Below are 22,185 nucleotides of genomic sequence, written 5' to 3'. Positions count from 1 at the left end.
GATTCTTTTTTTCTGATGAAAATTATGGAAAAAAATATAACGTTGTGCTATGGTTAATTACATAAGTAATGAACCTATGAACCTAAGGTGGTGAAATCGTGAAACCTACTCTAGAACAAAATAAGTTAATATACATACAAATTGCAGAAACAATTGAATCTGATATTTTAAAAGACATATTACTTGAAGAAGAACAAGTTCCGTCGACAAATCAATTTGCGAAGATGTTACAAATTAATCCGGCTACAGCTGCAAAAGGAGTAAATCTACTAGTAGATGAGGGGATTTTATATAAAAAGAGAGGGATCGGGATGTTTGTTACAAAGGGAGCAAAAGAAGTCGTACTAAAAAAAAGACAGCATGTTTTTATGACTGAGTATTTACCTAAAGTGTGGGAAGAAGCAAAAGTACTAGAAATATCAAAAGACGAATTGATGGACATGATACACAAAATTACGAAGGAGGGGAAAGAGGGATGATTGCACTTGAAACGAAAAACTTGTCTAAAAAATATAAAAAGAAATTAGCTGTTAACGAAGTAACTATTTCATTGGAAGAGCATAAAATATATGGTTTGCTTGGAAGAAACGGAGCGGGGAAAACGACATTATTAAACATACTTGCTGGTCAAATCATTTCAAGTAGTGGAAGCGTAGCTGTATTTGGTGAAAATGTTTTTGAAAATAGTAAAGCGATGCGAAATATTTGTTTCGTAAAGGTGAAAGAAAACATTAATTTAAGTAGTAAGGTAAAAGATGTTTTTTATTTGTGTAACATGTTTTATGAAAATTGGGATCAAGAATATGCTGAGGAACTTATTAAAAAATTTCAATTGAATGCAAAAGAAAAGTATTATGATTTATCCCATGGTATGCAAACAATTGTTGGTATTATTAAAGGTTTAGCTAGTAGAGCACCAATTACTATTTTTGATGAGCCGACTACCGGTTTAGTTGCAGCACATCGAGAGTTGTTTTACGAATTACTATTGGAAGATTATAGTGAATATCCACGAACAATCATCTTATCAACACATTTAGTTGAGGAAGTGTCCCATGTTATAGAAAATGTAATCATATTAAAAGAAGGATCATTAGCTGTTCAATCCTCTGTGGAAGATTTTTTAGAAAAAGGACACATAATATCAGGACATAAAGATAAAGTGACAAATTTTTTAATGGGGAAAAATGTTGTAAAACAAGAGTTGTATGGGAATAAAGAGATTTCTGCGATATGGGGAGATCTTTCTGCTAGAGATTATGAGCTGATAGAAACTGAAGGGTTAGAAATAGACAGAGTAACACTGCAAAAACTATTTATTTATCTAACAGATAATGAGGTGAAATGAAAATGCTTTTAAAACAATTAAAGTTACATATGAAATTTCATTATAAGGCTATTCTTATCTTTTGGTGTGTGGCATTACTTATAAAATGGACAACAACTGCAACTGATATAAAGGGACTAAAGGTAGCATTTTTACATGATATCTTCAATAATTCATCTATTGCAATTGCAATATTTATTGTGGCAAGTATTTTTCTTGTTCAAGATGACATATTTCGTACAGTTGTCTCATTTGGCGTTACTAGATTACAATTCTTTATTGGTTCAGTATGTTTTATCATATTACAATCAGTAATTTTTTCATTTCTACAAGTTTTGCTTTTACAAGGTACATTTTATGAAACGAAACATATAAATTTAGGAGCACATACAATCGAACAATTCTTTGCACAGTTCGTGTTCTATCTATTATTAGCTAGCTTATTTCAATTAACAACTATTTTTCAGAAAAGATTTAATTGGATAGGCTTTGCTTTTAGTGTGATTTTTTTCTTGGGGTTGACGAGTACAATTTATGGTAAGGTAGGTTTGAAAGAATTGGTATTTATTGATAGTAAATCGTTACTTGATATACCCAATGTTATATCAATTTCGATAGTACTTATTTTAATATACTTTATAATTAGCGCTCTATTTATTCGTAAAGTTTCTTTTGAGGATACGATTTAAGCACAAATACTTTAAGAGAGAAGGAAGACTGTATGGGAGATACTTCTTCACTAATAACCGTCTTTTTATGCGTGGCACTGCTAATTTTTTGGCGACGATATCGTTCTATGTATAAGCCGATAAAGGGAACGGGAAAACGTATTTTGTGGCCATTACTATTTTTAACACCGGGTATTTTATTGTTTTTTGGTACAGTACATCCAGCTATAGTACAAGTGACTATAGCAGCATCCATTGGGGTGATTTTCGCAATCCCACTTATATTTCTAACAAACTATGAGCGAAGAGAAGACGGAAACATTTATACGAAAAAAAGTGCTGCCTTTTTAATTACTTTTATCGGAATTGTTATTTTAAGATATGGTTCAAGACAATATATTGTTGACTTAGATCAGCAAACAATAGGTTTATTATTTTACGTAGTTGCGGTGTCTTATATTATTCCGTGGAGAATTGCTTGTTATATAAAGTTTAGGAAAGTTTGGCACGGGAATAGTAATCATGTGATATAAAAATAAAAACTTCTCATTTGAGAAGTTTTTATTTTTATAGGCTATTTGCTTGTAATACAAGTTTCGAAACATCTTTAACAGAACCTATTTCAAATGCTCTCATACGAGCATTTACTGCACGTTTAAATTGCTCTGTTTGAGGTGTCGCTCCTGTAACAGTTGGGAGAAAACATAGCACAGAGTTAGCAACTGAAATAGCGAAGGATATTCCTAGTTTTCATGAGAAGTTAAATTGTGTAATTGATAGAATTAGCGTGGAGCGAATTGGAAAGAATGGAAAATCAATTATTGAATTTGAAGTACCATTGCAAAAAAGCTGACAAAAGTCAGCTTTTTTATTTCGAACTATGAAGTAAAGCACCAACTGCACCACTATAACCACCGTCTTGTAAAAAGACTGGTATTTTGTTTTGATATTCTGTATAGCTACTAATAATATTTTGAAGATGTACGTTATTACATAGAGTAGAACCGATGTAAATGATATGGTCAATATTTTTTGCTTCGGCGAATTGAAGACTTAATGCTGTGACGACTTCACCGACAAGTCCTTGAACGGTAGCTAGTATATCTGAATTACTATAATTTGAGTCTGTAATGGTCGCTTTTCCGAAATTGCTAGCAGTTAAGTTATTATCAAGAGGGGAGAGAATCCCACCATAAATATCTCCAACTGTAATATCTAGACTGTTTCTTGAACCAATTTTCGTAAGCGGAATCACGTCTTCAAAATGATCTATATTTGTTAATAGTTTTGAAAGACCCATAATAGTACCACCGCCAACTCCAGTTCCACCAGCACGAACATATTGATTGTCGTGAACATAGTGAATGGAAGTACCTGTACCGATATTTGTTAGGACAAAGTTGTTTATAGCACGTTTTTCTTCTTTTAGTATGTATCGTACTCCTGCTAAAGTAGCTTCAAACTCGTTTAATTCTACTATTTTATATGAACTTGAAAGGAGTTGTTCTAACTGTGTAGCTTTACCACCTGTAATGCATAATTGTGTAATTGAATTATTATTATGAAGCCATTCTTTAATTCTTTCTTGTTCATATGAATAAAATTTTTCGAAAACTAATTTGTTCATTTCGTTAAAGTAAGCAATTTTTGTTAATGTTCCCCCAGCATCAATACCAACAACATTCCGCATTTCCCTACCCCTTACTATGTAATCTGTTTAATCAGCTTGATATATTAATAGCTTTTCAATGGTAACGATTGATTGACCGTTTACAGAGGCAATTCCTTTCCCAAGAACAAAACCTCGTCTGTTACGTGTTAATTCATAATGTAAGTCAAGTTTATCACCGGGATACGCATTTTCATGAAATTCCACCCCATCTAAAGAGGAGAGGAAACCAAGTCCTTCAGATTCACCTGTACTTACAAAAGCACTAAGTTGAGCGAGTGCTTCTACAATTAGCATATGAGGCATATAGTTTTGATTTTTATTAATAAACCACTCGTTATTTGTAATCAGTTTGTATCCTGTAGCCGATTGAGATTCTTTAACGTTTGTAATTTTATCAATCATTAAAAATGGATAGCGATGGGGAAGAGTATCTTTAATATTCATATCGTACCTCCAGGAATAATAATACCCCTGCTAAAGTTAAGCAGGGGGGTTATTATTAATTCTTAACTAATTCTTCTATTTTTTCAATAGAGAAAATACCGCTGTTTTTAATGTTTTCAACTACTTCTTGTAATACTACTTTATCTTGAACAAGTGCAATACGTACAAAACCTTCGCCATGAGGACCAAATGCATGGCCTGGTGTGACAACGACATTTGCACGATCCATAAGTGCATAAGCGAACTCTAGCGAAGTCCATCCTTTCGGAATTTCAGCCCAAACGAACATACTTCCAGCTGGTTTATCGACATTCCAACCGAATTTGCGGAATCCGTCCACTAAAGTATCTCTACGTTCTTGGTAAATTCCACGGTTTTTTTCGCAAAATGCAGCGCCGTGTCGTAATGCAGCGGATGCAGCTTTTTGAATTGGTAAAAACACACCGTAATCTGTATTAGACTTAAATTGCGTAAGCGCGCCGACAATTTCTTCGTTACCAATCATATAACCAATACGGCTACCAGCTAAACTATAACTTTTAGATAAAGAATTAATTTCAACGCCAACTTCTTTTGCACCAGGTACAGATAAGAAGCTAATTGGCTTTTGACCATCAAAATAAAATTCAGCATAAGCAAAATCATGGACAACGATAATATTATGTTTTTTCGCGAATGCGATTACATCTTTAAAGAAATCTTCATGTGCCATTGCTGGAACTGGATTTCCTGGGAAGTTCAAAATCATCATCTTTGCTTTATTGGCGATTTCTTCAGGGATAACTTCTAAGTTAGGTAAGAAATCATTTTCTTTTTTTAATGGCATGTAGTAAGATGTTGCACCGGCCATTTGAATTCCTGTTTCATAAGCTGTATATCCTGGATCAGGAACTAGTATTATATCTCCCGGATTTGCAAAAACCATAGGTAAATGAACGAGTCCGTCTTGTGAACCCATTAATAATAAAACTTCTTTTTCAGCATTTAATATAACGTTATGAGTGTTGTTGTAATATTCAGTTACAGCTTCGTGAAATTCTTGAATACCAGATAATGTATATCCGTAACTTTCTTTTGCACTTGCTGTATGTACCATTTCTTCTCTCACAAAATCAGCAGGAGGCATATCAGGATTCCCGATACTTAAATCGATCATTTTATGACCTGCTGCAATTTTCTCTTTTTTATAGGCCCCTAATTCACTAAATATAGAAGATTGGAATGCTTTCATTCTAGTTGCTAAAGTGTAAGTCATCAAAACCCCTCCTAAAAACAGTGTTTTCTTTCTGTATTTTTAATTATTCTGAAAACACATGTTTACATTTTATCATTTTTTTATGAAAATTAAAACGATTGACAAATTTAGAGGGAGGATAATAAGGGGAAATATAAAAATAACGTAGAAAATATTTTCTACGTTATAAATGAAGATTAATTGTTTGTTTTTTTATATGTACATGTGTTTTCAGTTGTAAAAAAGTATACATTTAATTCATTATCGACAACTTTTAAAGATTGATCCGATGTAAACGAGTTGCCATAATCAATACGATACACGTTAGAATTTTTAACAAACGATCCTTTAAATAAATCCTCTTTTTTATTTGTTGTTTGCATTTCCACTAAATTGTGAACAACCTTTTCTTTCTTTTCTTCTTTCATAACTGTTTCAAATTTATAATATACAGGGCATTCACCTTTTTTATTATCAATGACTTCCCAAGAGCCGTATATATCATTATTGCTACATCCACTAAGTAGAACGATTAATATAGGGAAAATAAATAGAAACTTTTTCATTGTGTACTCCTTTCTTATTCGTTTTTATAAACGTGCGAATACGATAGGAATATTGTAAAAAATAAAGTTTAAATTTTCATAAAGAATTTTTAAATTTCACATAAAAATTTGGAGAAAGGTGAGATTTTTAAAATGAAAAGGCATGAATCTAGTGTAATGCTAGATTCATGCCTAGTACTCTATCTTATGTTATGTTTTTTGAGGATAAATGAAGCGGAAAGAAGAATGACAATTCCATTTACAATATATACATTTAAAATAACGAAGACTAGGTTAGCTACTCCCAAACCACCTTTATCGAATATAGATGTGAGTGCTGTAGTAGTCAAAAAGATAATGGGAGTTAACAATAAAAATAGGAAACCTGCAACAATCCTTCTTTTAAAATTATTTTGAGATAAGGAAATAGCTAAAAAATTAAGGACGCCAAACATGACCAATGAAAAAAGAAGGATAATTAATAATTGGATGCCATAAGACATTTCCACAGCTCCTTTTTGAAAAACTATAATTTATTTTATTCGAAAGTAGTAGGGGATACTCCTTTAAATATTTAAACTACATAAAGAAAATAGATTTTAATCCTTGAAATTCAAAAAGAATGGACCCAGTAAAATACGGGATCCATTCTTAAGAAGTATTAGTTTTATATATTCGCAGATTGTGACGTTTGTTTTTTAAATTGTTTCTGCTTAGATAAGGAAATAAAAATAATCAACAACGAAATAACTCCGAAGATGAGAACCATATATTGTAATCCAATCGTATCTAAGAAGAAGCCAGTTCCAAGTAAGACAATTTGGAACATAACTCTTTCAAACATATTACGGAATGAGAATAGACGTCCGTGATAGCTTTTTTCGACTTTCGTTTGGAAAATTGTCGACATAATAGGGAAGAAGCAGCCTACACTAAATCCAAACAAACCAAATGAGGCAAGTGCCATCCATTTAATATCGCTAAAGAACAACGAAAGGTGTGCAAAAGCGGTACAAATTGCGAAGAAGTATAGTAACTTTTCAGGTTTGAAATGATCAGATAAACGTTTAATAACGAAGGCACCTAACATAAATGCTACACCTTCAATTGTATATATGAATCCTTTAATCGTTGGGTCATGTTGCATTTCGCTAATGTTAATAACCATTAAATTGAATCCAGCTATAAATAATAGAGGGATAATACTTAATATAAGTGCTGTAAAAGCAATAGGAATTCCTTTTAAAATACGAAATACTTCCATAAAACTATTATCTTTAGCTGATTGTTTACTTGATGTAGCGGATTTTTTATCTTCAAATTGTAGGAAGAAAGTTGAGAGGAATAATAAAGCGTATGCTGCCATTGAGAAGGCATACATATACTGTAAACTCATTACAACTAAAAGAATGCCACCTAGTGAAGTACCTGCAATACGAGCGATTGTACCGATATTCATATGTACACCGTTCATTTGTAATAGCTCATGTTCATTAACGATGAGTGGAATTACAGATTGTAATGCAGGGAAATAAAATGCCGCGGAAATTTGAAGTGCAATCATAAATGCAATCATGAAAGCGATACTTTCATATTGAATAGCGAAAAACATGAAAATAACACTAATAACACGACCAAATCCAGCGTAAAGAAGAACTTTCTTTTTTTCATATTGATCAATGACACGCCCAGCCATTGGACCAACTAGAACGCCAGCTAACAGTCCGATAAATAATATAACGGATTTCATAAAATCAGAAGGGACGTATTTTTGCATAAATTCAAGATTACCAAGAATACCAAGCCATAACCCTAGACCAGCAATAAACTCCCCAATTAACACAATCCAAACATTTTTATTACGCCACATAATGTAAAACCTCTCCGTCTTTTAAAATGAAAAACTCGTATATAAAACCTCCTTATTTTATGTATTATTTTTAACGAACTTTTTTAGAGTCAGAGTCTATATTACGTGTTTCATAAGTGAATTTCAATCTTTTTGATTTGTTGAAAATTTGATTTATTAAGTGGTGAAATAAGTAATTCAAAATGAAAAAAATGTATGATTGAATACAAATTTAAAGTAATGAAAAACATAGAGAAAATAAAAAAGTGAGAACGTAGGTACTACGTCTCACTTTTCTCAAATGCAACATCAAACAATAGATTCCTTTAGCAACACTTATGATCTTGTCCAATAGCTAAACCGCTAAAAGACAGAGGACCAACAATGTCTGCACTTGCACCACTAGTAAGGTTTTCTACAGTTAATGAATACTCGTGAGTCCCGCAGCTAACATTTTGATCTATAGCTTGAAATGTTTGCGCGTAAAATTGCTCAGAATCTGTAGATTCAATCCCTACTTGAGCGTTGAAGATTTCTGTATTGTCACGGAAAATTCGGAATAAAACTTGTGAAATCTCAGTTATACCTTTAACCCCAACTGTAGCGATTAATTCTACTCGATTATTACGTGAATCTCTTCTTGAAATTTTTAATTTAATACTTGCTAGAATTGCTTTTTCTGGGGAATGGGGAATTACAAAAGTTGTTTCACCTGTTTTATTTAAGGGTTGAGTAGCTTGATAATCAATGATATGAGTCATATTCGTCACCTCCTCATATACTAAAATATGAAGGTAACGATGAATTAGCTTGGACATATACTATAAGATTTTAAGAGAATTGAGGAGTAATGTTGAATAAAGGGAGATAATATAAAAGCATCAAGAAAAAATCCCAATTATGAGAGTCATTTTTTGATGCTTTTCATACTTTAGGCAGAATATTCTTCTTTACGTACTTCGAAGAATTCATTCCGGCGTAAGTAATTAAAAATTTTTTCTGAAACCTCTTCTTCATGAGACACTAAGAATCGATGATCAAAAGCATAGAAAGATTGACCTTTAATTAATTTTACGTAGTATATTTTACACGCCTCCTTTAAATTAGGATTCTTAAATACTTTATATTATGATGACCTATCTGGTTGTTAATAATACTTAAAGTTTCAAAGGGGAGAAGTATAAGTTCAAAAAAACATTGAAATAGCTTACAAATCTGTAATGTTTTTGTCACCTTTGCCGATAGTTAAAATTAACCAGTATCTTCTATACTACAAATAGGTTCCATAAAACAAGGGGGTAGAAAGATGGAGGAAGTAATTGGAGAAGTTGTAGCAGGGATTTGTGAATTTGTAGTTGAAGTTACGGTGGATGTTTTAGGAGATTTAGTTTCCGGAAATGATGAAGAGAAAGAAACATTATAAAATTTGTACAAAGTTTAAAGATAAACAATGTGTAAAAGCTGATTTCTAAAGGGAAGTCAGCTTTTATATTTTTTACATTATATTAATAGTATCTAAATATTAACCTGTTGCGATATTAATGAAATCAATAAAGGAGCTGACCGATATGAATATGCCGAATTCTAGATGTGATGTACCTGATTCTAATACGATTGTAGCGAATATAAATGAAAAAGAATATCACTTTATAGTTCGTATACATCCACTTGCAGGAAAGATGATAGCGCTATTTGAAAATGGGAAAGAATATGGCTTGCTTGATAAGGAAATCGCTAGTAGGGATAAATTTATTAGGTCAGAGCTTACTAAGTTGAAGCATTTCAACATAGATATTCTTTATGATAGTCCTGGGTGGATATGGATTGGCATGGACCAATATGGATTGCATGCAAGAGAGGCTACTAATAGCGAAGTAGAAGTTATTGTGAAGTTACAGGGGGATTAGACGTGTAAGAAGATCCTCAAATATAAGAGATACTTTGTGTGGGTGTGGGATAATTCCCCATAACCTTTTTTGTTTTGTGCTTAAAAATAAAAGAGTTAAATTTTTTTGATAGAAGGTCTCTAATACAAGAGACGAGACTAAACTAAAAGAGGATTTGAAATTATATAAAGAGAACTTATAAATTAAATATAATACTTTATAGAAAGAAGATGATAAAAATGAGTAAAGAAGAACTTGTGAAACAACAATTTGGTAGTAATGCAGAGAAGTATGTAAAAAGTAAAATTCATGCAAAAGGACTGGATTTACAATATGTAGTTAAGCAAGTTGAAACTCGTCATAATACTCGTCTTCTTGATATTGCTACTGGTGGTGGACATGTTGCTAATTTGTTAGCCCCAATGTTCAAAGAGGTAGTCGCTCTTGATTTAACAGAAAAAATGTTAGAAAAAGCAAAAGGTTTTATAGAAGGGAACGGACATGAAAATGTATCATTTGTAGCAGGACATGCAGAAAGGTTACCATTTGCTGATGAATCCTTTGATACAATTACATGCCGAATTGCAGCACATCACTTTGTTGATCCTTTGCAATTTATTTTTGAAGTAAATCGAACGTTAGAAGATAATGGGTTATTTATATTAATTGATAACGTTTCACCAGAAAATAATGAGTTTGATACATTTTATAACTTTATCGAAAAGAAGAGAGATCCAAGCCATGAACGAGCTTTGAAAAAAACAGAATGGATTACTTTATTAGAAAAACATGGTTTGCACATGCAGTCATGTCATACTTTTGACAAGAAGTTCGATTTTGATTGGTGGTGCGATATGATGGATGTTCCTATGCAAAAACGTGTAAAGTTAACAGAGTGTATGATGAAAACATCAAATGAAATGCAAGAATTTTTCAAAATTCAATTTGAAAATAATAAAATAGAATCGTTTTATACTGAAATGGCACTGTTCGTATGTAAAAAAAGTTCAACATTAAAAAGATAAATTTCTTGCAGTCTTTCTGATGTACGATATACTTAGTACAGAGAAAATGAGAATTGAGGAATAGTAATAATGATTCGTGTACGTATTGAGGGAACTGAGGAAGAGATGCTTGAATTTTTAGAGAAAATGCCTGACATTCCTGGGTTTGAAAAAACACATATGAGAGAACCAAGAAAAGGGAATAATCCGAAATATGATTCAAGCAAAAGTATACTAGCATATTTATCTTATAAAAAGATTGAAGTCGCCAATAAATAGGCGGCTTTTTTTATTATCTCTGTTTCACCGCCTTGTCTTTTTCGCATAATAATGATAATAGATTATGCTGGAGAGGGGTGAGGAAAGTTAATAAAAAAATAATCTTTTTCGGAGATTTTGGTATTGATGATGCAGTGACGTTAATTTATGCGAATAAAACATGCAAATTAGATATTATAGGTATCGTTGCAGAGTATGGAAATGTATCAAGAGAAATTGTTACGGAAAATGTTTATTTTTTAGAAAGATATTATGCTACAAAAGTAAAGATTATCGAAGGTGCCAGTAGACCAATGACAGCTGAAGAACCTTTGTTTTTCCCTGAAATTCATGGAGATCACGGTTTAGGTCCAATTATTCCACCGAAAATGAGAATTTGTGACAGAGAAAATTTTTGTGAATTGATTAAATTAATTGAGCCTTGTCCAGAAGATATTATTATAGTGGCGACGGGACGATTAACAACACTTGCAACATTATTTTTATTGTACCCCAATTTAATGAATCGAGTATGTTCTTATTATATAATGGGCGGTGCTTTTCTATTTCCGGGAAACGTTACACCTGTATCAGAAGCTAATTTTTACGGCGATCCAATTGCCGCGAATATCGTTATGAAATATGCGCAGAATGCTACAATATATCCGTTAAATGTAACGCAGCGTGCTCTTATTACCCCTGAAATGGTCGATATTATTGATAAAGAAGGAACAGGGCAGGCGAAACTCATAAAGCCAATGATCGATTTTTATTACGAGAACTTTTACAAAAAAGAATATCCAGGTATTGCTGGGAGTCCGATTCACGATTTACTTCCGTTCATTTCATTTATAAATGATGATATTTTTGAATATAAAAAATCAGCAGTTTGGATTAGTACGACGAATGATGTAACGAGAGGTCAAAGTGTTGCAGATTTTAGAAAAATAGCTGAGCCAACGACGTTTGATAATCGTCCTATACAAAAAATTGCCGTTGAATTTAATTATCAAGCGTTTAAAGACGAATTTATGAGAACAATATTGAAGCCAGATTGTCCTTAAAAGGGTGAGCAGATTTGAATGATTTTCATAAGACGAATAACTTACGAAAAATGTAACATAACTAATGGTAAGCAATTGTTTCTGATTATAATTTTTATTGGTCAATTATAAAGGAGGAAATGATATGATTTGGTCTTTAATCGTTGGTGGTATATTAGGATGGTTTGCAAGTTTAATTACTGGGAAGGATGTACCTGGCGGTGTAATCGGTAATATTATTGCAGGTATTGTCGGTTCTTGGCTTGGTACAGCGTTACTTGGTAAATTCGGACCTGTTATAGGCGGATATGCGATTGTTCCGGCTTTAATAGGCGCGATTGTTTTGATTTTCATCGTAAGCTTTATATTCCGTGCAATGCGGAAATGAATACAGGGGACTGTTTACATTTGTAAGCAGTCCCTTTGTATTATGTTGTCTAATCTGTTATGCTACTGTTATACAATCAGGAGGTGTCAGCATTGAAATCATTTACAGTAAATTTTCATCAAGAGGATAATGCAAAGGCAACAACAGTACATAAATTAAGTGAAGAGGACTTCGAGAAAGCAACAGAAAAAGGTACTCGTCATCTATTTGATTTAGATACAAACGTTGGTTTCTTCGTATTCTTTGATGCTGAAGATACAGAAGGAAACGAGCAATACTTAATGTTACAATATGAAGGAGATCATGAAGAACCAAGTGCTTGCTACGGATTTGATTTGAAATTGTTCTATCAATTTTTAGCACTATACTTAAATGATCTTGAATTCCAAGGTGAGACAAATGAAGAAGAGGAAGAAAATGGTCCAATTCATCATTTAGCGCACTTACTTTACCATATCGTTGAAGATGGTAAATCTATCGAAGTATAAAAATACATAATTGAAGCTGTCCTTTAATAGGACAGCTTTTTTAATTATATAAATAGTTAATCTTAATGGATTTCTGATCATGACAAATGATTTGAATAAGATTCAGAAGGAACAAAACATTAAACCAGCAGAGAATGAGTATTCACTTTCTGCTGGTTTTTTGCATTTAAAGGAGATTTTGTAGCAGTTTAATTCAAGTTACAAAAAGGATATAGCGAGTATGGAGAGAAGGTGTATACAAGGAGATGAATAAGATGATTAACAATACAATTCCAAGCTTTTTGAAGCTTTTGGAAAGCGATGATATAGGATTACATGACTTGGACAAATATTATGATATATATCCAGAAGCATTTGAAGAGTATTTTAATTATCATTGTCCTAAGACGGAAGAACGTCTTTCTAGTGCAATTAAAAAATATCCTGAAAAACTAAAAGACATCCGTATTATTTCGGAAACTTTACCATCTATTATTCAAGAAATTAGTGAGGAGTATCACATTCAATTTGGTTTTAATATAGATTTGACTTTTCATCTATTTGTAGGTGGGTTTGGCTCCAATGCATTTGTAGAAAGAGATATTATTGGGGATATATTTCTTTCGGCAGAAAAATTATCTCCTGAAAGGGAGCATCTTCGTGTTATCGTTGCTCATGAAATTGGTCATATATATCATAATGTAGCATTACAAGAGAGTGGAATGGATTGGACTAAAGCACAATGGACTGATGCAGCGGTTAGTTTATATCGTGAGGGAGTCGCGACATATTTATCGCAAAGAATAGCTAAAGGATTAAGTAAATCAGTCTATTATTCATATGATAATGATGGTGACGATTGGTTGTATTGCTATGAAGAACATAAAGATCATATTAAGAAACATTTTTTACAAGATTATGTTAAAGGGTGGACAGATGAAAAAGAGAAAGAATGGTTCCGTTTATCAGGAGGGACTTATTTCGGATGCAACCGACTCGGTTATTTTTTAGGAACATCGTATATGGAGTATATTGTGAATACTTTCGGGGAAAGCGAAGCACTTACTTTTTGGACTAAAAATAATTTAAAGAGTAGTGTAATGGAATGGTTACAAAAGTGAATATGTTGAAGAGGGAGGCTGAAAATGATGAAAGTATATATGAAAGTACTTATATTTTTTCTAACTTTAACGTGTGTAGCGGCTTTAACCGCATGTACTAACGCTGAGGAAAAGAAGCAAACTAATTCAACATCAGAAAATAGTACGGAAAAAAAGAGTGATACGTCAGAAACGGGTAAAAAGAATGAAGAGACTGCTCCCAAAAAAGAGAAAGAACCTGTGGAAAAACCAAAAGGTCATGATTCTGTAAAACCTTCAACGGAGTCTAATACGAAAAATACAGTGCTTAATCAAAAATCAATTAACCATGTAAAAGATTTATTTGAGCAAGCGAAAGAAGGTAAAGTACCTAACGTACCATATGCAGCACATACAGGTGACATCGAGGAAATAGAAAAAGAGTGGGGAAAAGCAGATAAAACTGATCAAGCAGGCAACGGGATGTATGCAACTTTTACAAGTAAAAATGTAGCATTTGGCTTTAACAAAGGATCTCAAGTCTTTGACGTTCGCTCATATCATTCAGAACTCAAATCGATTACGTTGCAAGAAATCGAAAAGGCTTTAGGAAAACCAGCGTCTGTTAAAGTAAATGGTAATGACAAAATATACGTTTATAAAGTAAATGACCAATTTGAATTGAAATTCGTTATTCCAAAGTCAACTGGTAAAGTACATCATATTTCTGTGTTCTCACCGGAGGATAGTATTAATAAAATGGCAGGTTAAATGAAGAGCTGTTCCTATAGGGACAGCTCTTTTGTTTTGTTTCTTTCTAACGATTGAACAAAAAAAGCTTGAATGATACCACCGATTATTAATAAGAAGGCGCAAATATAAAATAGAGTACTACCGTTTAATTTACTTAATAACAATGCACCTACAAAAGGCCCGAAAGTTCTTGAAATATCCCAATGTATACCGTATATAGAAAAATATAATCCGCGTCTATGACTTGGAGCGATTTGTGAAACGAATCGTAGTAAGTGATTCAAAGCTATACTTTGCCCAATTACTAAAAAGAGCAATGTGAAGAATAATGACCATATTGTTGTGGAATAACCGTAGCCAATCGCAGCTAACGTATAGCAAGTATAGGAAATAACAATGATTTTAGGCATAGAAAATCGTTCAGACCATTTCACAAGGAAAATTTGGAGCATAACTTCCATGATTGCTTTACAAGTTGAGATAAATACGAGTATGAATAAAAAATTTGGAAATACACTTTCGGCGAATATACGATAATTTGATTCGGTTTGAGCGTAGAAAAAACTAATAGGTAGTGTAGAAACCATAAGTCCAAACACAGCATAATGCTTTGAAATAAATTGTTTTGGCGAATATACTTCTTTAGTTTTATTAACGCTTTGTCTGAGTGGGACCGTTTCAGGAAGCTGCGTCCAAACGAGAATAGCATATAGCGTAAGGGCTACACCTTGCAAAATAAATAAATACTCAGGGTGACTAGTATAGAAAAAGGCGCCGATTAATGGGCCAATTACAGAGCCGATTGCTCCCGTAGTATGCAGAACAGCAAATATTTCTGCCTGTTGTTCTTCCTTCGTTAAGTCAGCGATTTGTGCTCGCTGTGCCGGAATATATAAAGAGCGTCCAATACCATTTACTACATACAATAAGGCGAAAAAGGCGACCGATTCAGCAAAAACGAAGCCGCTTACGGCAAAAGCTTGTAAAAGTAATCCGAGTAACATTATTTTCTTTCGGCCGTATTTATCTGTTACACCCCCAGCGATTAATGTAAACACAATATCAGCGAGAGGCTGTAATCCGAAAAGAAGCATTGTAACGATGACATTACCATTTAACGCTTTATTAACATGAACGATAAAAATGATAGCTAACATCGCTTCAGTCGTTCGGACTAACAATTCACCGAACAATCGAATGAGAATAGGCTTATTATAACGTTTTAAAAGATACTTCATTTTTATTTCCTCCTTTCTATATTGAAATGATAAGATGGAAGCCAGAAATGAAAAAGGGTAGAATGAAAGAGGAAGATTTTTCATCTTTTAGGGGGCGTTTTATGATTATTTTGGAGCAATATATGCACCTGTGGCTCCAGTATGGAAATGGGAGAGCAGAGGGAGAACAATTAGAAATAACTATACAAAATATATCTGAAACATTATTTTGTACAGAGCGAAATAGTAAATTAATCATAAAAAAATTAGAAGAATTTAATTGGATTATGTGGTTTCCAGGCCGAGGGAGAGGAAATCGTTCAAAGTTGTTATTTCAAAAACATCCACTTTCTTTAATTTTAGAAAGAGGAAAAGAAATAACGAAACAAGGGGACGTAAAAAGTGGAAGTGCATTTATTGAAAGATATAGCTCGTATTTTCCATCACTTCAAACGCAATTTCAAACGTGGATTGATTCGATATTCGGTTATCAAGTCGAAAGGACATCTAAAGGGAGAAGAGATGTGCTACGTTTGCAAGTCCAAATGAATCTAGATATTGCATTAGATCCTGTATACGCTACGATGCGTTCGGAATGTCATATGGTAAAACATATATACGACACGTTAGTGTATATAGACGGAAATACAAACAGTGTAGAGCCAAGACTTGCGTTTTATTGGGAATATGATGACCAGAAATATATATGGACCTTCTACTTACGAAAAGGTGTTCAGTTTCATAACAGGAAAGAATTTACTGCTTATGACGTTGTACATACATTTAAACGATTTATGAAAGAGAAAAATAACCCGCATGCTTGGATGTTACAGCACGTTGAAAGTTTACATATTCTTGATGACTACATTGTGCAGATTCGTTTATCTACAGATAATAAGTTGTTTTTACATGCTTTAAGTACAGAACAGTGTTCTATTGTAAATGAAGATGGAGATGGAAGGTTAATCGGTACTGGACCGTTTCGATTATGTGAAAAGAATGAGGATGTATTCGTATTAGAAGCAAATGATTTATATTTTCGCGAGCGAACATTTCTCGATCGAATTGAATTATGGAATGTAGAGCAAAGCGTAAATACGTGCGATATTTTAGCGAAAGCACACTATAACAATATAGAAAAACATCATAAAGAACTAACTAGACTTGAGTCGAATGTAACATACATTACATTAAATATCGCAAAAGAAGGACCTATGCGAAACACGATGTTTCGGAAAGCTCTATATAAAATCATTCATAGCAATGCGCTTATCGAGGAATTGCAAGGAGCGCGCGGAGAAATAGCAGAAGAATTGGTTCTAACAAAGGGTGGCACTATACATATAAATGAGGACATATATACGCTTATTAAAGAGAGCTCTTACCGTAATGAAACACTGCGACTATATACATTTACAGAACAAGATCATGTTGAAGATTCATATTGGATACAAAAAGAGTCTGCGAAGTATGGCGTCACTATTGAAGTCGTTTTTCTTGAAACAAAAGAGTTATTGCAAGCAAGTACGATACAAAAGGCTGATATAATACATGATAGTGCGACAATTAGTGAACGGATAGAAGATAGTTTACTATATATGTTTCTTACAAAAAACAGCTTTATTCATCAGCATAGCAATATAAAATTTAACGAAGTATTGCAGTCTTATTTTATAGAGAATCAATTAGAGAAACGGATGACACTGTTACACGATATTGAAGACACATTGTTACGTCAAATTCATATTATTCCTTTATATCGTAACAAACAGCAAGTAAGTTCACACGAAAAAGTGCAAAATATAATGATCAATCCACAAGGTTGGATCGATTTTTATCAAATATGGTTTAAGCCTTGATATATAAAGGTTCTTATGCATTTTAGTAAGATGTGTAAGAACCTTTTTTGTATGGAAATGAAGTTTGTTTTGCACATTTTTACGCTACATGTTATAAAAGTTCATTTACAGCGTAACAGTGTTATGTTACATTGTTGTTAGGAAGGAGTGATATACAGTTGATTACAGATTTAATTTCAAAAAAAGATTTATTAGAGTTAACTGGTATTTCATACGGACAGTTATATAGGTGGAAGAGAAAAAATTTAATACCGGAAGATTGGTTTGTACGGAAGTCAACGTTCACAGGTCAGGAAACATTTTTTCCGAAAGAAAAGATATTAGAGCGTATTGATAAAATTCAAACGATGAAAGAGGATCTATCGCTTGATGAATTGGCAAATATGTTTTCACCAAGCGTAACAGAGATTCTTTTAGCAAAGGAAGATCTCATTCGTAAAGAAATTACATCAGAACCTGTTTTACAATTTTTCATGGAGCAAACGAACAAAACGGCAGATTTTCAATTTGCAGATATTCTTTATGTATACGTGTTAGAAGAACTTCTTCAATCAGGAGACGTTAGCTTAGAAGAAGGGAAAATGGTTTTACAAGTTTTACGTGAAAATTATGAAGCGATTAAACATAAAAATTGTGACTTAGTTATTATTCGGAAGTTAGGGATTTCTACATGCTTCTTAGTATCAAGCGTTGAGGATTTAATTTTTGAAAAGGGAACAAAGATTGTTTTACGTGTAGCAATTATGAAATATACCGAAGCATTAAAAACTAAACTGTTGTAGTGGAGGAGAAATAATGCGTACAGAAAATTTAATTATAAACGGTTACGGTACATCGAATGGCGGTGAGTTTCACAAAGTACAGCTAAACGGAAAAGGAACTGTTAATGGAAACGTTGAATGTGAGCAATTTGAATGTAATGGTTACGGTGCAGTTACTGGTGATTTGAAAAGTAGTAATGCAAGAATTAGCGGATCGGGTAAAGTTGATGGTACAGTTAGCACAGAAATGATGCGAATCGATGGGAAAGCGACAATTACACAAGATGTAAAGGCGAACAGTTTAAAAATTGCAGGAAAAGGTACGATAGGTGGTAATGTAACTGGTGAAGAATTTAAAATCAATGGTCAAGCGACGATTGATGGTAATTGTGAAGTTGATATTTTTTCTTCAGAAGGGCAATTTACAGTTGGTGGATTATTAAGCGCAGATGAAATTAATATAAATATTCACGGTACATGTAGAGCGAAAGAAATTGGTGGCCAAACCATTAAAGTAAAACATAGATTGAGTGCTTTTAGTAGACTATTTAAAACAGTATTTGGCTTACAGTTAGAAGCTGAACTGCTAGAAGGTGACAATATCGATATTGATTATGCTCACATTAAAACAGTAAGGGGAAACAATGTTACTGTAGGGCCGAACTGTGAGATTGAACTAATTGAATATACTGGGGTTCTTACTGTTGATAAAAGCGCAAATGTAAAAGAAATTAAGCAAGTTTAAGTTTAAAAGGGAGAGAGGAATCGGTATGGAAAATCAACATAGTCTTACTGTAAATGGATCAGGTAGCTCAGCAGGTGGAGATTATAACAAAGTAAAGATACGCGGCGAAGGAACAATCTCTAATCATATGAGTTGTAATGATTTTAAAACGTATGGTACGAGTGAAGTACGTGGCAATATGAAAGCGAAAAATTATGTCGTGTATGGAGATAGTGAAGTACAGGGGAATATGGAGGCGGAATATGTAAAAGTATATGGCAATGCCCAAGTACAAGGCGACGGACAAATTAATAAAACAAAAGTTAGAGGTATGATAGAGTTTAAAGGGAAGCTATCCGGTGATTTCGTAGATGTGAAAGGCGCTTTAAATGTAAAGGGAGATATAGAAGTAGAGGAATTATTACTAACTGGTGGTCTTGAAAGTGATGGTTTGCTTAATGCTGAAAATATTGAAATCTCACTTCATTATGAAGGAAGTAAAGTGAGAGAAATCGGTGGGAAAAAGATTACAGTACGTAAAAAAGCGAGATTTATTCCTTTTACAAGTCATGCAGGAAGCCTTCAAACATCAATTATTGAAGGGGATGATATTTATTTAGAACATACAATAGCAGACGTAGTAAGAGGAAATCATGTTATAATTGGCCCTGGCTGTGAAATTAGTGTAGTAGAATATCATACTAGTTTTAATCAGAAAGGTAATGCAGTCGTAAAAGAACATAAACAAATATAAGTAGTATGAGGGAGAGCAAGGTTATGGTTGAGAAGAATAATAAGCTCGGTTTTGTTGTGGCGGGCTTATTGCTAGGGATTTTAATGGCATCAATGGATAATACCATTGTAGTAACAGCAATGGGGACGATTGTTGGTGACTTAGGAGGTCTTGAAAACTTTGTATGGGTTGTTTCTGCCTATATGGTTGCAGAAATGGCAGGGATGCCGATTTTCGGTAAGCTATCAGATATGTATGGTAGAAAGAGATTCTTTATTTTCGGTTTAATCGTCTTTATGATTGGCTCGGCACTTTGTGGAACTGCTGAAAATATTACACAGTTAGGTATTTATCGTGCCATTCAAGGTATTGGCGGCGGGGCACTAGTGCCGATCGCATTTACTATCGTTTTTGATATTTTCCCACCTGAAAAGCGCGGGAAAATGGGTGGTTTATTCGGAGCAGTATTTGGTTTATCAAGTATTTTCGGGCCATTACTTGGCGCATATATTACGGATTATATTAGCTGGCACTGGGTGTTTTATATTAACTTACCACTTGGAATTTTAGCACTTATTTTTATTACATTATTTTATAAAGAGTCACGAGTTCATAGAGAACAAAAGATTGATTGGTTTGGCGCAATTACTTTAGTTGGTGCAGTAGTTTGTTTAATGTTCGCCTTAGAATTAGGCGGACAAAAGTATGATTGGGATTCTAGCTTTATTTTAAGTTTATTTGCTGGGTTCGCTATTTTAGTAATTGCTTTTATTGTTATTGAACGAAAAGTAGAAGAACCAATCATTTCATTTGAGATGTTTAAACAACGTCTATTCGGAATGAGTACAATTATTGCCTTATGTTACGGGGCGGCATTTATGTCAGCAACTGTGTACATTCCGTTATTTATTCAAGGTGTATACGGTGGTACGGCAACAAACTCAGGATTATTGTTATTACCAATGATGTTAGGGTCAGTAGTTACAGCGCAGTTAGGTGGATTTTTAACATCGAAACTTAGCTACCGAAACATTATGATTATTTCTGCTGTAATTATGCTAATCGGATTATTCTTATTAAGTACATTAACACCAGAAACAAGTCGTATATTATTAACAATTTATATGGTTATTATCGGTTTTGGAGTTGGTTTCTCATTCTCTGTACTAAGTATGGCTGCTATTCATAACTTCGGTATGGAGCAACGCGGTTCTGCGACTTCAACGAGTAACTTCATTCGTTCATTAGGTATGACACTTGGTATTACAATCTTCGGGATGATTCAAAGAACTGGTTTCCAGGATCAATTAGAAGAATCGTTTAAAGGTATGAGCGGAGGAATGAATACAAACGCTTTAGGAGATTCAAGAGCTATTCTATCAGAATCGGCAAGAGCTCAAATTCCGCCGCAAATATTAGATAAAATTATTGAAGCTCTCTCTAGTTCAATCGTTCAGACATTTATGTGGGCGTTAGTCCCCGCAAGTTTAGCGTTCGTATTCGTTTTCTTTATGGGAAATGAGCGCATGGTATATAAAAAAGAACAAAACAAGGTGAAAAGTGAAACATCAAAAGCGTAAAGAAAAAGCTCCTTTCAATTTTGAAAGGAGCTTTTTCTTATGTACGGAGTCGAATTAGCCTTCGATAATTTCGTATTCTTCGTCTGCTAATAATAAAATTTGTGTTTTCTTACCTTTGTTTTGAACTTCGATTACATCATATGTACCTAAGTCTCTTAGCTTGCTTTGAGAAGCGTTAACCATAACTTCCATAGAATCAATTAAGATATCTTCTTCAACGTATGATTCAGGTAATGCCATATCTTCAGTATCTAATACACATGTATATAGATTTTGTAAGTTCTCAGCAGTTGGGTTTTGTTCCTCAACATCAATGATGTTTTTTACTGCTTCCATATTTTCTTCTTTTACTTGATATACTTTAATTTTAGTCATTGTTTTAATCTCCTTTATTACGTAATCTTAGAGGCTGCAATTCATCCCGCAATAACGAGCAGTAAACTCTCACTTCAAGATGAAGAAGTAAATGATGAGAGGTACTGCCCGTAAGAGCCCGATTGGTGAGGGCAAACCATTAGTAGGAATAGAGCTCCTTACTAATGGGAGTTTCACTTTATTATAACGCTTTTTTGTAGAAAGATGAAATTGTTATGTGTATTTATACGGAAATTTATATGGTTTTTACATATTTTGTGCATTATTTACGAATAATCATGTTTTTACTTTGAAAATAGGGAGGAAAGCTACTGTATAC

28 protein-coding genes and 1 pseudogene are annotated in these 22,185 nt (G+C 33.4%); 18 read left to right on the top strand and 11 right to left on the bottom strand.

Annotated elements, in window-relative coordinates; translation table 11 throughout:
- Window positions 1-98 precede the first annotated feature (98 nt).
- Genes QCI77_RS14470 through QCI77_RS14455 form a run of 4 tightly spaced genes read left to right on the top strand, consistent with a single transcriptional unit; the run spans window position 99 to window position 2,528 of the window.
- On the top strand, window positions 99-479 hold the full coding sequence (locus tag QCI77_RS14470; RefSeq protein ID WP_000805181.1) for a GntR family transcriptional regulator: 381 nt from the start codon (window positions 99-101) through the stop codon (window positions 477-479).
- Window positions 476-1,348: an ATP-binding cassette domain-containing protein gene (locus QCI77_RS14465; protein WP_353825107.1), complete on the top strand. Its 873-nt coding sequence runs from the start codon at window positions 476-478 to the stop codon at window positions 1,346-1,348. The genes QCI77_RS14470 and QCI77_RS14465 overlap by 4 nt, the downstream gene beginning before the upstream one ends.
- On the top strand, window positions 1,345-2,016 hold the full coding sequence (locus QCI77_RS14460) for a DUF4052 family protein (RefSeq protein ID WP_353825106.1): 672 nt from the start codon (window positions 1,345-1,347) through the stop codon (window positions 2,014-2,016). The genes QCI77_RS14465 and QCI77_RS14460 overlap by 4 nt, the downstream gene beginning before the upstream one ends.
- A gap of 32 nt (window positions 2,017-2,048) precedes the next feature.
- Window positions 2,049-2,528 carry a CcdC family protein gene (locus tag QCI77_RS14455; RefSeq protein ID WP_215589785.1) on the top strand — a complete coding sequence of 160 codons (480 nt, stop codon included), beginning with the start codon at window positions 2,049-2,051 and terminating at the stop codon, window positions 2,526-2,528.
- A gap of 34 nt (window positions 2,529-2,562) precedes the next feature.
- Here QCI77_RS14455 and QCI77_RS14450 read toward each other — a convergent pair whose 3' ends face one another.
- Window positions 2,563-2,706: a hypothetical protein gene (locus QCI77_RS14450; protein WP_154214672.1), complete on the bottom strand. Its 144-nt coding sequence runs from the start codon at window positions 2,704-2,706 to the stop codon at window positions 2,563-2,565.
- Between QCI77_RS14450 and QCI77_RS14445 the strand changes: the two are divergent.
- A pseudogene (locus tag QCI77_RS14445) lies at window positions 2,681-2,848 on the top strand (2'-5' RNA ligase family protein); the annotation flags it as partial. The gene QCI77_RS14450 and the pseudogene QCI77_RS14445 overlap by 26 nt on opposite strands.
- A gap of 15 nt (window positions 2,849-2,863) precedes the next feature.
- Here the strand turns inward: QCI77_RS14445 and coaW are convergent.
- The 8 genes from coaW to QCI77_RS14405 form a co-directional block, all read right to left on the bottom strand.
- Window positions 2,864-3,685: a type II pantothenate kinase gene (gene coaW, locus QCI77_RS14440; RefSeq protein ID WP_002032506.1), complete on the bottom strand. Its 822-nt coding sequence runs from the start codon at window positions 3,683-3,685 to the stop codon at window positions 2,864-2,866.
- A gap of 27 nt (window positions 3,686-3,712) precedes the next feature.
- On the bottom strand, window positions 3,713-4,111 hold the full coding sequence (locus QCI77_RS14435; protein ID WP_001021821.1) for a 3-hydroxyacyl-ACP dehydratase FabZ family protein: 399 nt from the start codon (window positions 4,109-4,111) through the stop codon (window positions 3,713-3,715).
- 55 nt (window positions 4,112-4,166) lie between these two features.
- Window positions 4,167-5,366 (bottom strand): LL-diaminopimelate aminotransferase, encoded by a 1,200-nt coding sequence (locus QCI77_RS14430; protein WP_044444173.1) that lies wholly within the window; start codon window positions 5,364-5,366, stop codon window positions 4,167-4,169.
- A gap of 176 nt (window positions 5,367-5,542) precedes the next feature.
- A complete protein-coding gene (locus QCI77_RS14425; protein WP_151304428.1) occupies window positions 5,543-5,911 on the bottom strand; it encodes a hypothetical protein in 369 nt (122 codons plus the stop codon).
- Window positions 5,912-6,090: 179 nt separating this feature from the next.
- A complete protein-coding gene (locus QCI77_RS14420) occupies window positions 6,091-6,393 on the bottom strand; it encodes a hypothetical protein (protein ID WP_000120186.1) in 303 nt (100 codons plus the stop codon).
- Window positions 6,394-6,557: 164 nt separating this feature from the next.
- Window positions 6,558-7,760 carry an MFS transporter gene (locus QCI77_RS14415; RefSeq protein ID WP_002032512.1) on the bottom strand — a complete coding sequence of 401 codons (1,203 nt, stop codon included), beginning with the start codon at window positions 7,758-7,760 and terminating at the stop codon, window positions 6,558-6,560.
- A gap of 305 nt (window positions 7,761-8,065) precedes the next feature.
- Entirely contained in the window at window positions 8,066-8,500 is a 435-nt protein-coding gene (gene exsC, locus QCI77_RS14410) for an exosporium protein ExsC (RefSeq protein ID WP_002165595.1), read from the bottom strand.
- Between the two features lie 170 nt (window positions 8,501-8,670).
- Window positions 8,671-8,823 carry a YqbF domain-containing protein gene (locus QCI77_RS14405; protein WP_080001761.1) on the bottom strand — a complete coding sequence of 51 codons (153 nt, stop codon included), beginning with the start codon at window positions 8,821-8,823 and terminating at the stop codon, window positions 8,671-8,673.
- Window positions 8,824-9,307: 484 nt separating this feature from the next.
- On the opposite strand from QCI77_RS14405, the gene QCI77_RS14400 reads away from it, so the two are divergent.
- The 8 genes from QCI77_RS14400 (at window position 9,308) to QCI77_RS14365 (ending at window position 14,635) form a co-directional block, all read left to right on the top strand.
- Window positions 9,308-9,646: a hypothetical protein gene (locus QCI77_RS14400; RefSeq protein ID WP_002127815.1), complete on the top strand. Its 339-nt coding sequence runs from the start codon at window positions 9,308-9,310 to the stop codon at window positions 9,644-9,646.
- A 218-nt stretch (window positions 9,647-9,864) separates the two neighbouring features.
- Entirely contained in the window at window positions 9,865-10,650 is a 786-nt protein-coding gene (locus QCI77_RS14395; RefSeq protein ID WP_033709167.1) for a class I SAM-dependent methyltransferase, read from the top strand.
- Window positions 10,651-10,719: 69 nt separating this feature from the next.
- Window positions 10,720-10,908, top strand: coding sequence for a DUF3970 family protein (locus QCI77_RS14390; RefSeq protein WP_002065918.1), 189 nt, complete (start codon window positions 10,720-10,722; stop codon window positions 10,906-10,908).
- A 77-nt stretch (window positions 10,909-10,985) separates the two neighbouring features.
- Entirely contained in the window at window positions 10,986-11,951 is a 966-nt protein-coding gene (locus QCI77_RS14385; RefSeq protein ID WP_002013369.1) for a nucleoside hydrolase, read from the top strand.
- 124 nt (window positions 11,952-12,075) lie between these two features.
- On the top strand, window positions 12,076-12,318 hold the full coding sequence (locus QCI77_RS14380) for a GlsB/YeaQ/YmgE family stress response membrane protein (RefSeq protein WP_002013368.1): 243 nt from the start codon (window positions 12,076-12,078) through the stop codon (window positions 12,316-12,318).
- Window positions 12,319-12,410: 92 nt separating this feature from the next.
- On the top strand, window positions 12,411-12,806 hold the full coding sequence (locus QCI77_RS14375) for a hypothetical protein (protein WP_002084959.1): 396 nt from the start codon (window positions 12,411-12,413) through the stop codon (window positions 12,804-12,806).
- Window positions 12,807-13,060: 254 nt separating this feature from the next.
- Window positions 13,061-13,906, top strand: a complete 846-nt coding sequence (locus tag QCI77_RS14370) for a DUF5700 domain-containing putative Zn-dependent protease (RefSeq protein WP_113769293.1) — start codon at window positions 13,061-13,063, stop codon at window positions 13,904-13,906.
- Between the two features lie 24 nt (window positions 13,907-13,930).
- On the top strand, window positions 13,931-14,635 hold the full coding sequence (locus tag QCI77_RS14365; protein ID WP_113769294.1) for a YjgB family protein: 705 nt from the start codon (window positions 13,931-13,933) through the stop codon (window positions 14,633-14,635).
- Between the two features lie 14 nt (window positions 14,636-14,649).
- Here QCI77_RS14365 and QCI77_RS14360 read toward each other — a convergent pair whose 3' ends face one another.
- Window positions 14,650-15,855 carry an MDR family MFS transporter gene (locus tag QCI77_RS14360; RefSeq protein ID WP_078176546.1) on the bottom strand — a complete coding sequence of 402 codons (1,206 nt, stop codon included), beginning with the start codon at window positions 15,853-15,855 and terminating at the stop codon, window positions 14,650-14,652.
- 62 nt (window positions 15,856-15,917) lie between these two features.
- Here QCI77_RS14360 and QCI77_RS14355 point away from each other — a divergent pair, with 62 nt between their 5' ends.
- From QCI77_RS14355 to QCI77_RS14335, 5 genes are all read left to right on the top strand, one after another.
- On the top strand, window positions 15,918-17,693 hold the full coding sequence (locus tag QCI77_RS14355) for an ABC transporter substrate-binding protein (RefSeq protein WP_353825779.1): 1,776 nt from the start codon (window positions 15,918-15,920) through the stop codon (window positions 17,691-17,693).
- Window positions 17,694-17,851: 158 nt separating this feature from the next.
- Window positions 17,852-18,475 carry a YhbD family protein gene (locus QCI77_RS14350; RefSeq protein WP_002189908.1) on the top strand — a complete coding sequence of 208 codons (624 nt, stop codon included), beginning with the start codon at window positions 17,852-17,854 and terminating at the stop codon, window positions 18,473-18,475.
- A gap of 13 nt (window positions 18,476-18,488) precedes the next feature.
- Window positions 18,489-19,199: a polymer-forming cytoskeletal protein gene (locus tag QCI77_RS14345; RefSeq protein ID WP_353825105.1), complete on the top strand. Its 711-nt coding sequence runs from the start codon at window positions 18,489-18,491 to the stop codon at window positions 19,197-19,199.
- A 25-nt stretch (window positions 19,200-19,224) separates the two neighbouring features.
- The gene (locus QCI77_RS14340) at window positions 19,225-19,932 is read left to right on the top strand and encodes a polymer-forming cytoskeletal protein (protein WP_353825104.1); all 708 of its coding nucleotides are present in this window, start codon (window positions 19,225-19,227) and stop codon (window positions 19,930-19,932) included.
- A gap of 23 nt (window positions 19,933-19,955) precedes the next feature.
- Complete coding sequence (locus tag QCI77_RS14335; RefSeq protein ID WP_113769295.1) at window positions 19,956-21,491, top strand: MDR family MFS transporter; 1,536 nt, start codon at window positions 19,956-19,958, stop codon at window positions 21,489-21,491.
- A 54-nt stretch (window positions 21,492-21,545) separates the two neighbouring features.
- On the opposite strand, the gene QCI77_RS14330 is transcribed toward QCI77_RS14335, so the two are convergent.
- The gene (locus QCI77_RS14330; RefSeq protein WP_002032538.1) at window positions 21,546-21,866 is read right to left on the bottom strand and encodes a hypothetical protein; all 321 of its coding nucleotides are present in this window, start codon (window positions 21,864-21,866) and stop codon (window positions 21,546-21,548) included.
- Between the last annotated feature and the right edge of the window lie 319 nt (window positions 21,867-22,185).

Origin of the sequence: Bacillus cereus group sp. MG9 (genome assembly GCF_040459995.1) — a bacterium.
Lineage (GTDB): Bacteria > Bacillota > Bacilli > Bacillales > Bacillaceae_G > Bacillus_A > Bacillus_A mycoides.
The sequence above is the reverse complement of the archived record's forward strand: the minus strand, read 5'-3'. Positions and strand labels throughout refer to the sequence as shown.

Excerpts from the sequence above, each read along its gene's own strand:
- QCI77_RS14355 (WP_353825779.1), top strand. The coding sequence starts at position 15,918 with ATGAAAGAGGAAGATTTTTCATCTTTTAGGGGGCGTTTTATGATTATT.
- QCI77_RS14330 (WP_002032538.1), bottom strand. The coding sequence starts at position 21,866 with ATGACTAAAATTAAAGTATATCAAGTAAAAGAAGAAAATATGGAAGCA.
- QCI77_RS14365 (WP_113769294.1), top strand. The coding sequence starts at position 13,931 with ATGATGAAAGTATATATGAAAGTACTTATATTTTTTCTAACTTTAACG.
- QCI77_RS14390 (WP_002065918.1), top strand. The coding sequence starts at position 10,720 with ATGATTCGTGTACGTATTGAGGGAACTGAGGAAGAGATGCTTGAATTT.
- QCI77_RS14435 (WP_001021821.1), bottom strand. The coding sequence starts at position 4,111 with ATGAATATTAAAGATACTCTTCCCCATCGCTATCCATTTTTAATGATT.
- QCI77_RS14415 (WP_002032512.1), bottom strand. The coding sequence starts at position 7,760 with ATGTGGCGTAATAAAAATGTTTGGATTGTGTTAATTGGGGAGTTTATT.
- QCI77_RS14420 (WP_000120186.1), bottom strand. The coding sequence starts at position 6,393 with ATGTCTTATGGCATCCAATTATTAATTATCCTTCTTTTTTCATTGGTC.
- QCI77_RS14370 (WP_113769293.1), top strand. The coding sequence starts at position 13,061 with ATGATTAACAATACAATTCCAAGCTTTTTGAAGCTTTTGGAAAGCGAT.
- coaW (WP_002032506.1), bottom strand. The coding sequence starts at position 3,685 with ATGCGGAATGTTGTTGGTATTGATGCTGGGGGAACATTAACAAAAATT.
- QCI77_RS14465 (WP_353825107.1), top strand. The coding sequence starts at position 476 with ATGATTGCACTTGAAACGAAAAACTTGTCTAAAAAATATAAAAAGAAA.
- QCI77_RS14360 (WP_078176546.1), bottom strand. The coding sequence starts at position 15,855 with ATGAAGTATCTTTTAAAACGTTATAATAAGCCTATTCTCATTCGATTG.
- QCI77_RS14395 (WP_033709167.1), top strand. The coding sequence starts at position 9,865 with ATGAGTAAAGAAGAACTTGTGAAACAACAATTTGGTAGTAATGCAGAG.
- QCI77_RS14340 (WP_353825104.1), top strand. The coding sequence starts at position 19,225 with ATGGAAAATCAACATAGTCTTACTGTAAATGGATCAGGTAGCTCAGCA.
- QCI77_RS14400 (WP_002127815.1), top strand. The coding sequence starts at position 9,308 with ATGAATATGCCGAATTCTAGATGTGATGTACCTGATTCTAATACGATT.
- QCI77_RS14455 (WP_215589785.1), top strand. The coding sequence starts at position 2,049 with ATGGGAGATACTTCTTCACTAATAACCGTCTTTTTATGCGTGGCACTG.
- QCI77_RS14345 (WP_353825105.1), top strand. The coding sequence starts at position 18,489 with ATGCGTACAGAAAATTTAATTATAAACGGTTACGGTACATCGAATGGC.
- QCI77_RS14430 (WP_044444173.1), bottom strand. The coding sequence starts at position 5,366 with ATGACTTACACTTTAGCAACTAGAATGAAAGCATTCCAATCTTCTATA.
- QCI77_RS14335 (WP_113769295.1), top strand. The coding sequence starts at position 19,956 with ATGGTTGAGAAGAATAATAAGCTCGGTTTTGTTGTGGCGGGCTTATTG.
- QCI77_RS14380 (WP_002013368.1), top strand. The coding sequence starts at position 12,076 with ATGATTTGGTCTTTAATCGTTGGTGGTATATTAGGATGGTTTGCAAGT.
- QCI77_RS14425 (WP_151304428.1), bottom strand. The coding sequence starts at position 5,911 with ATGAAAAAGTTTCTATTTATTTTCCCTATATTAATCGTTCTACTTAGT.
- QCI77_RS14460 (WP_353825106.1), top strand. The coding sequence starts at position 1,345 with ATGAAAATGCTTTTAAAACAATTAAAGTTACATATGAAATTTCATTAT.
- exsC (WP_002165595.1), bottom strand. The coding sequence starts at position 8,500 with ATGACTCATATCATTGATTATCAAGCTACTCAACCCTTAAATAAAACA.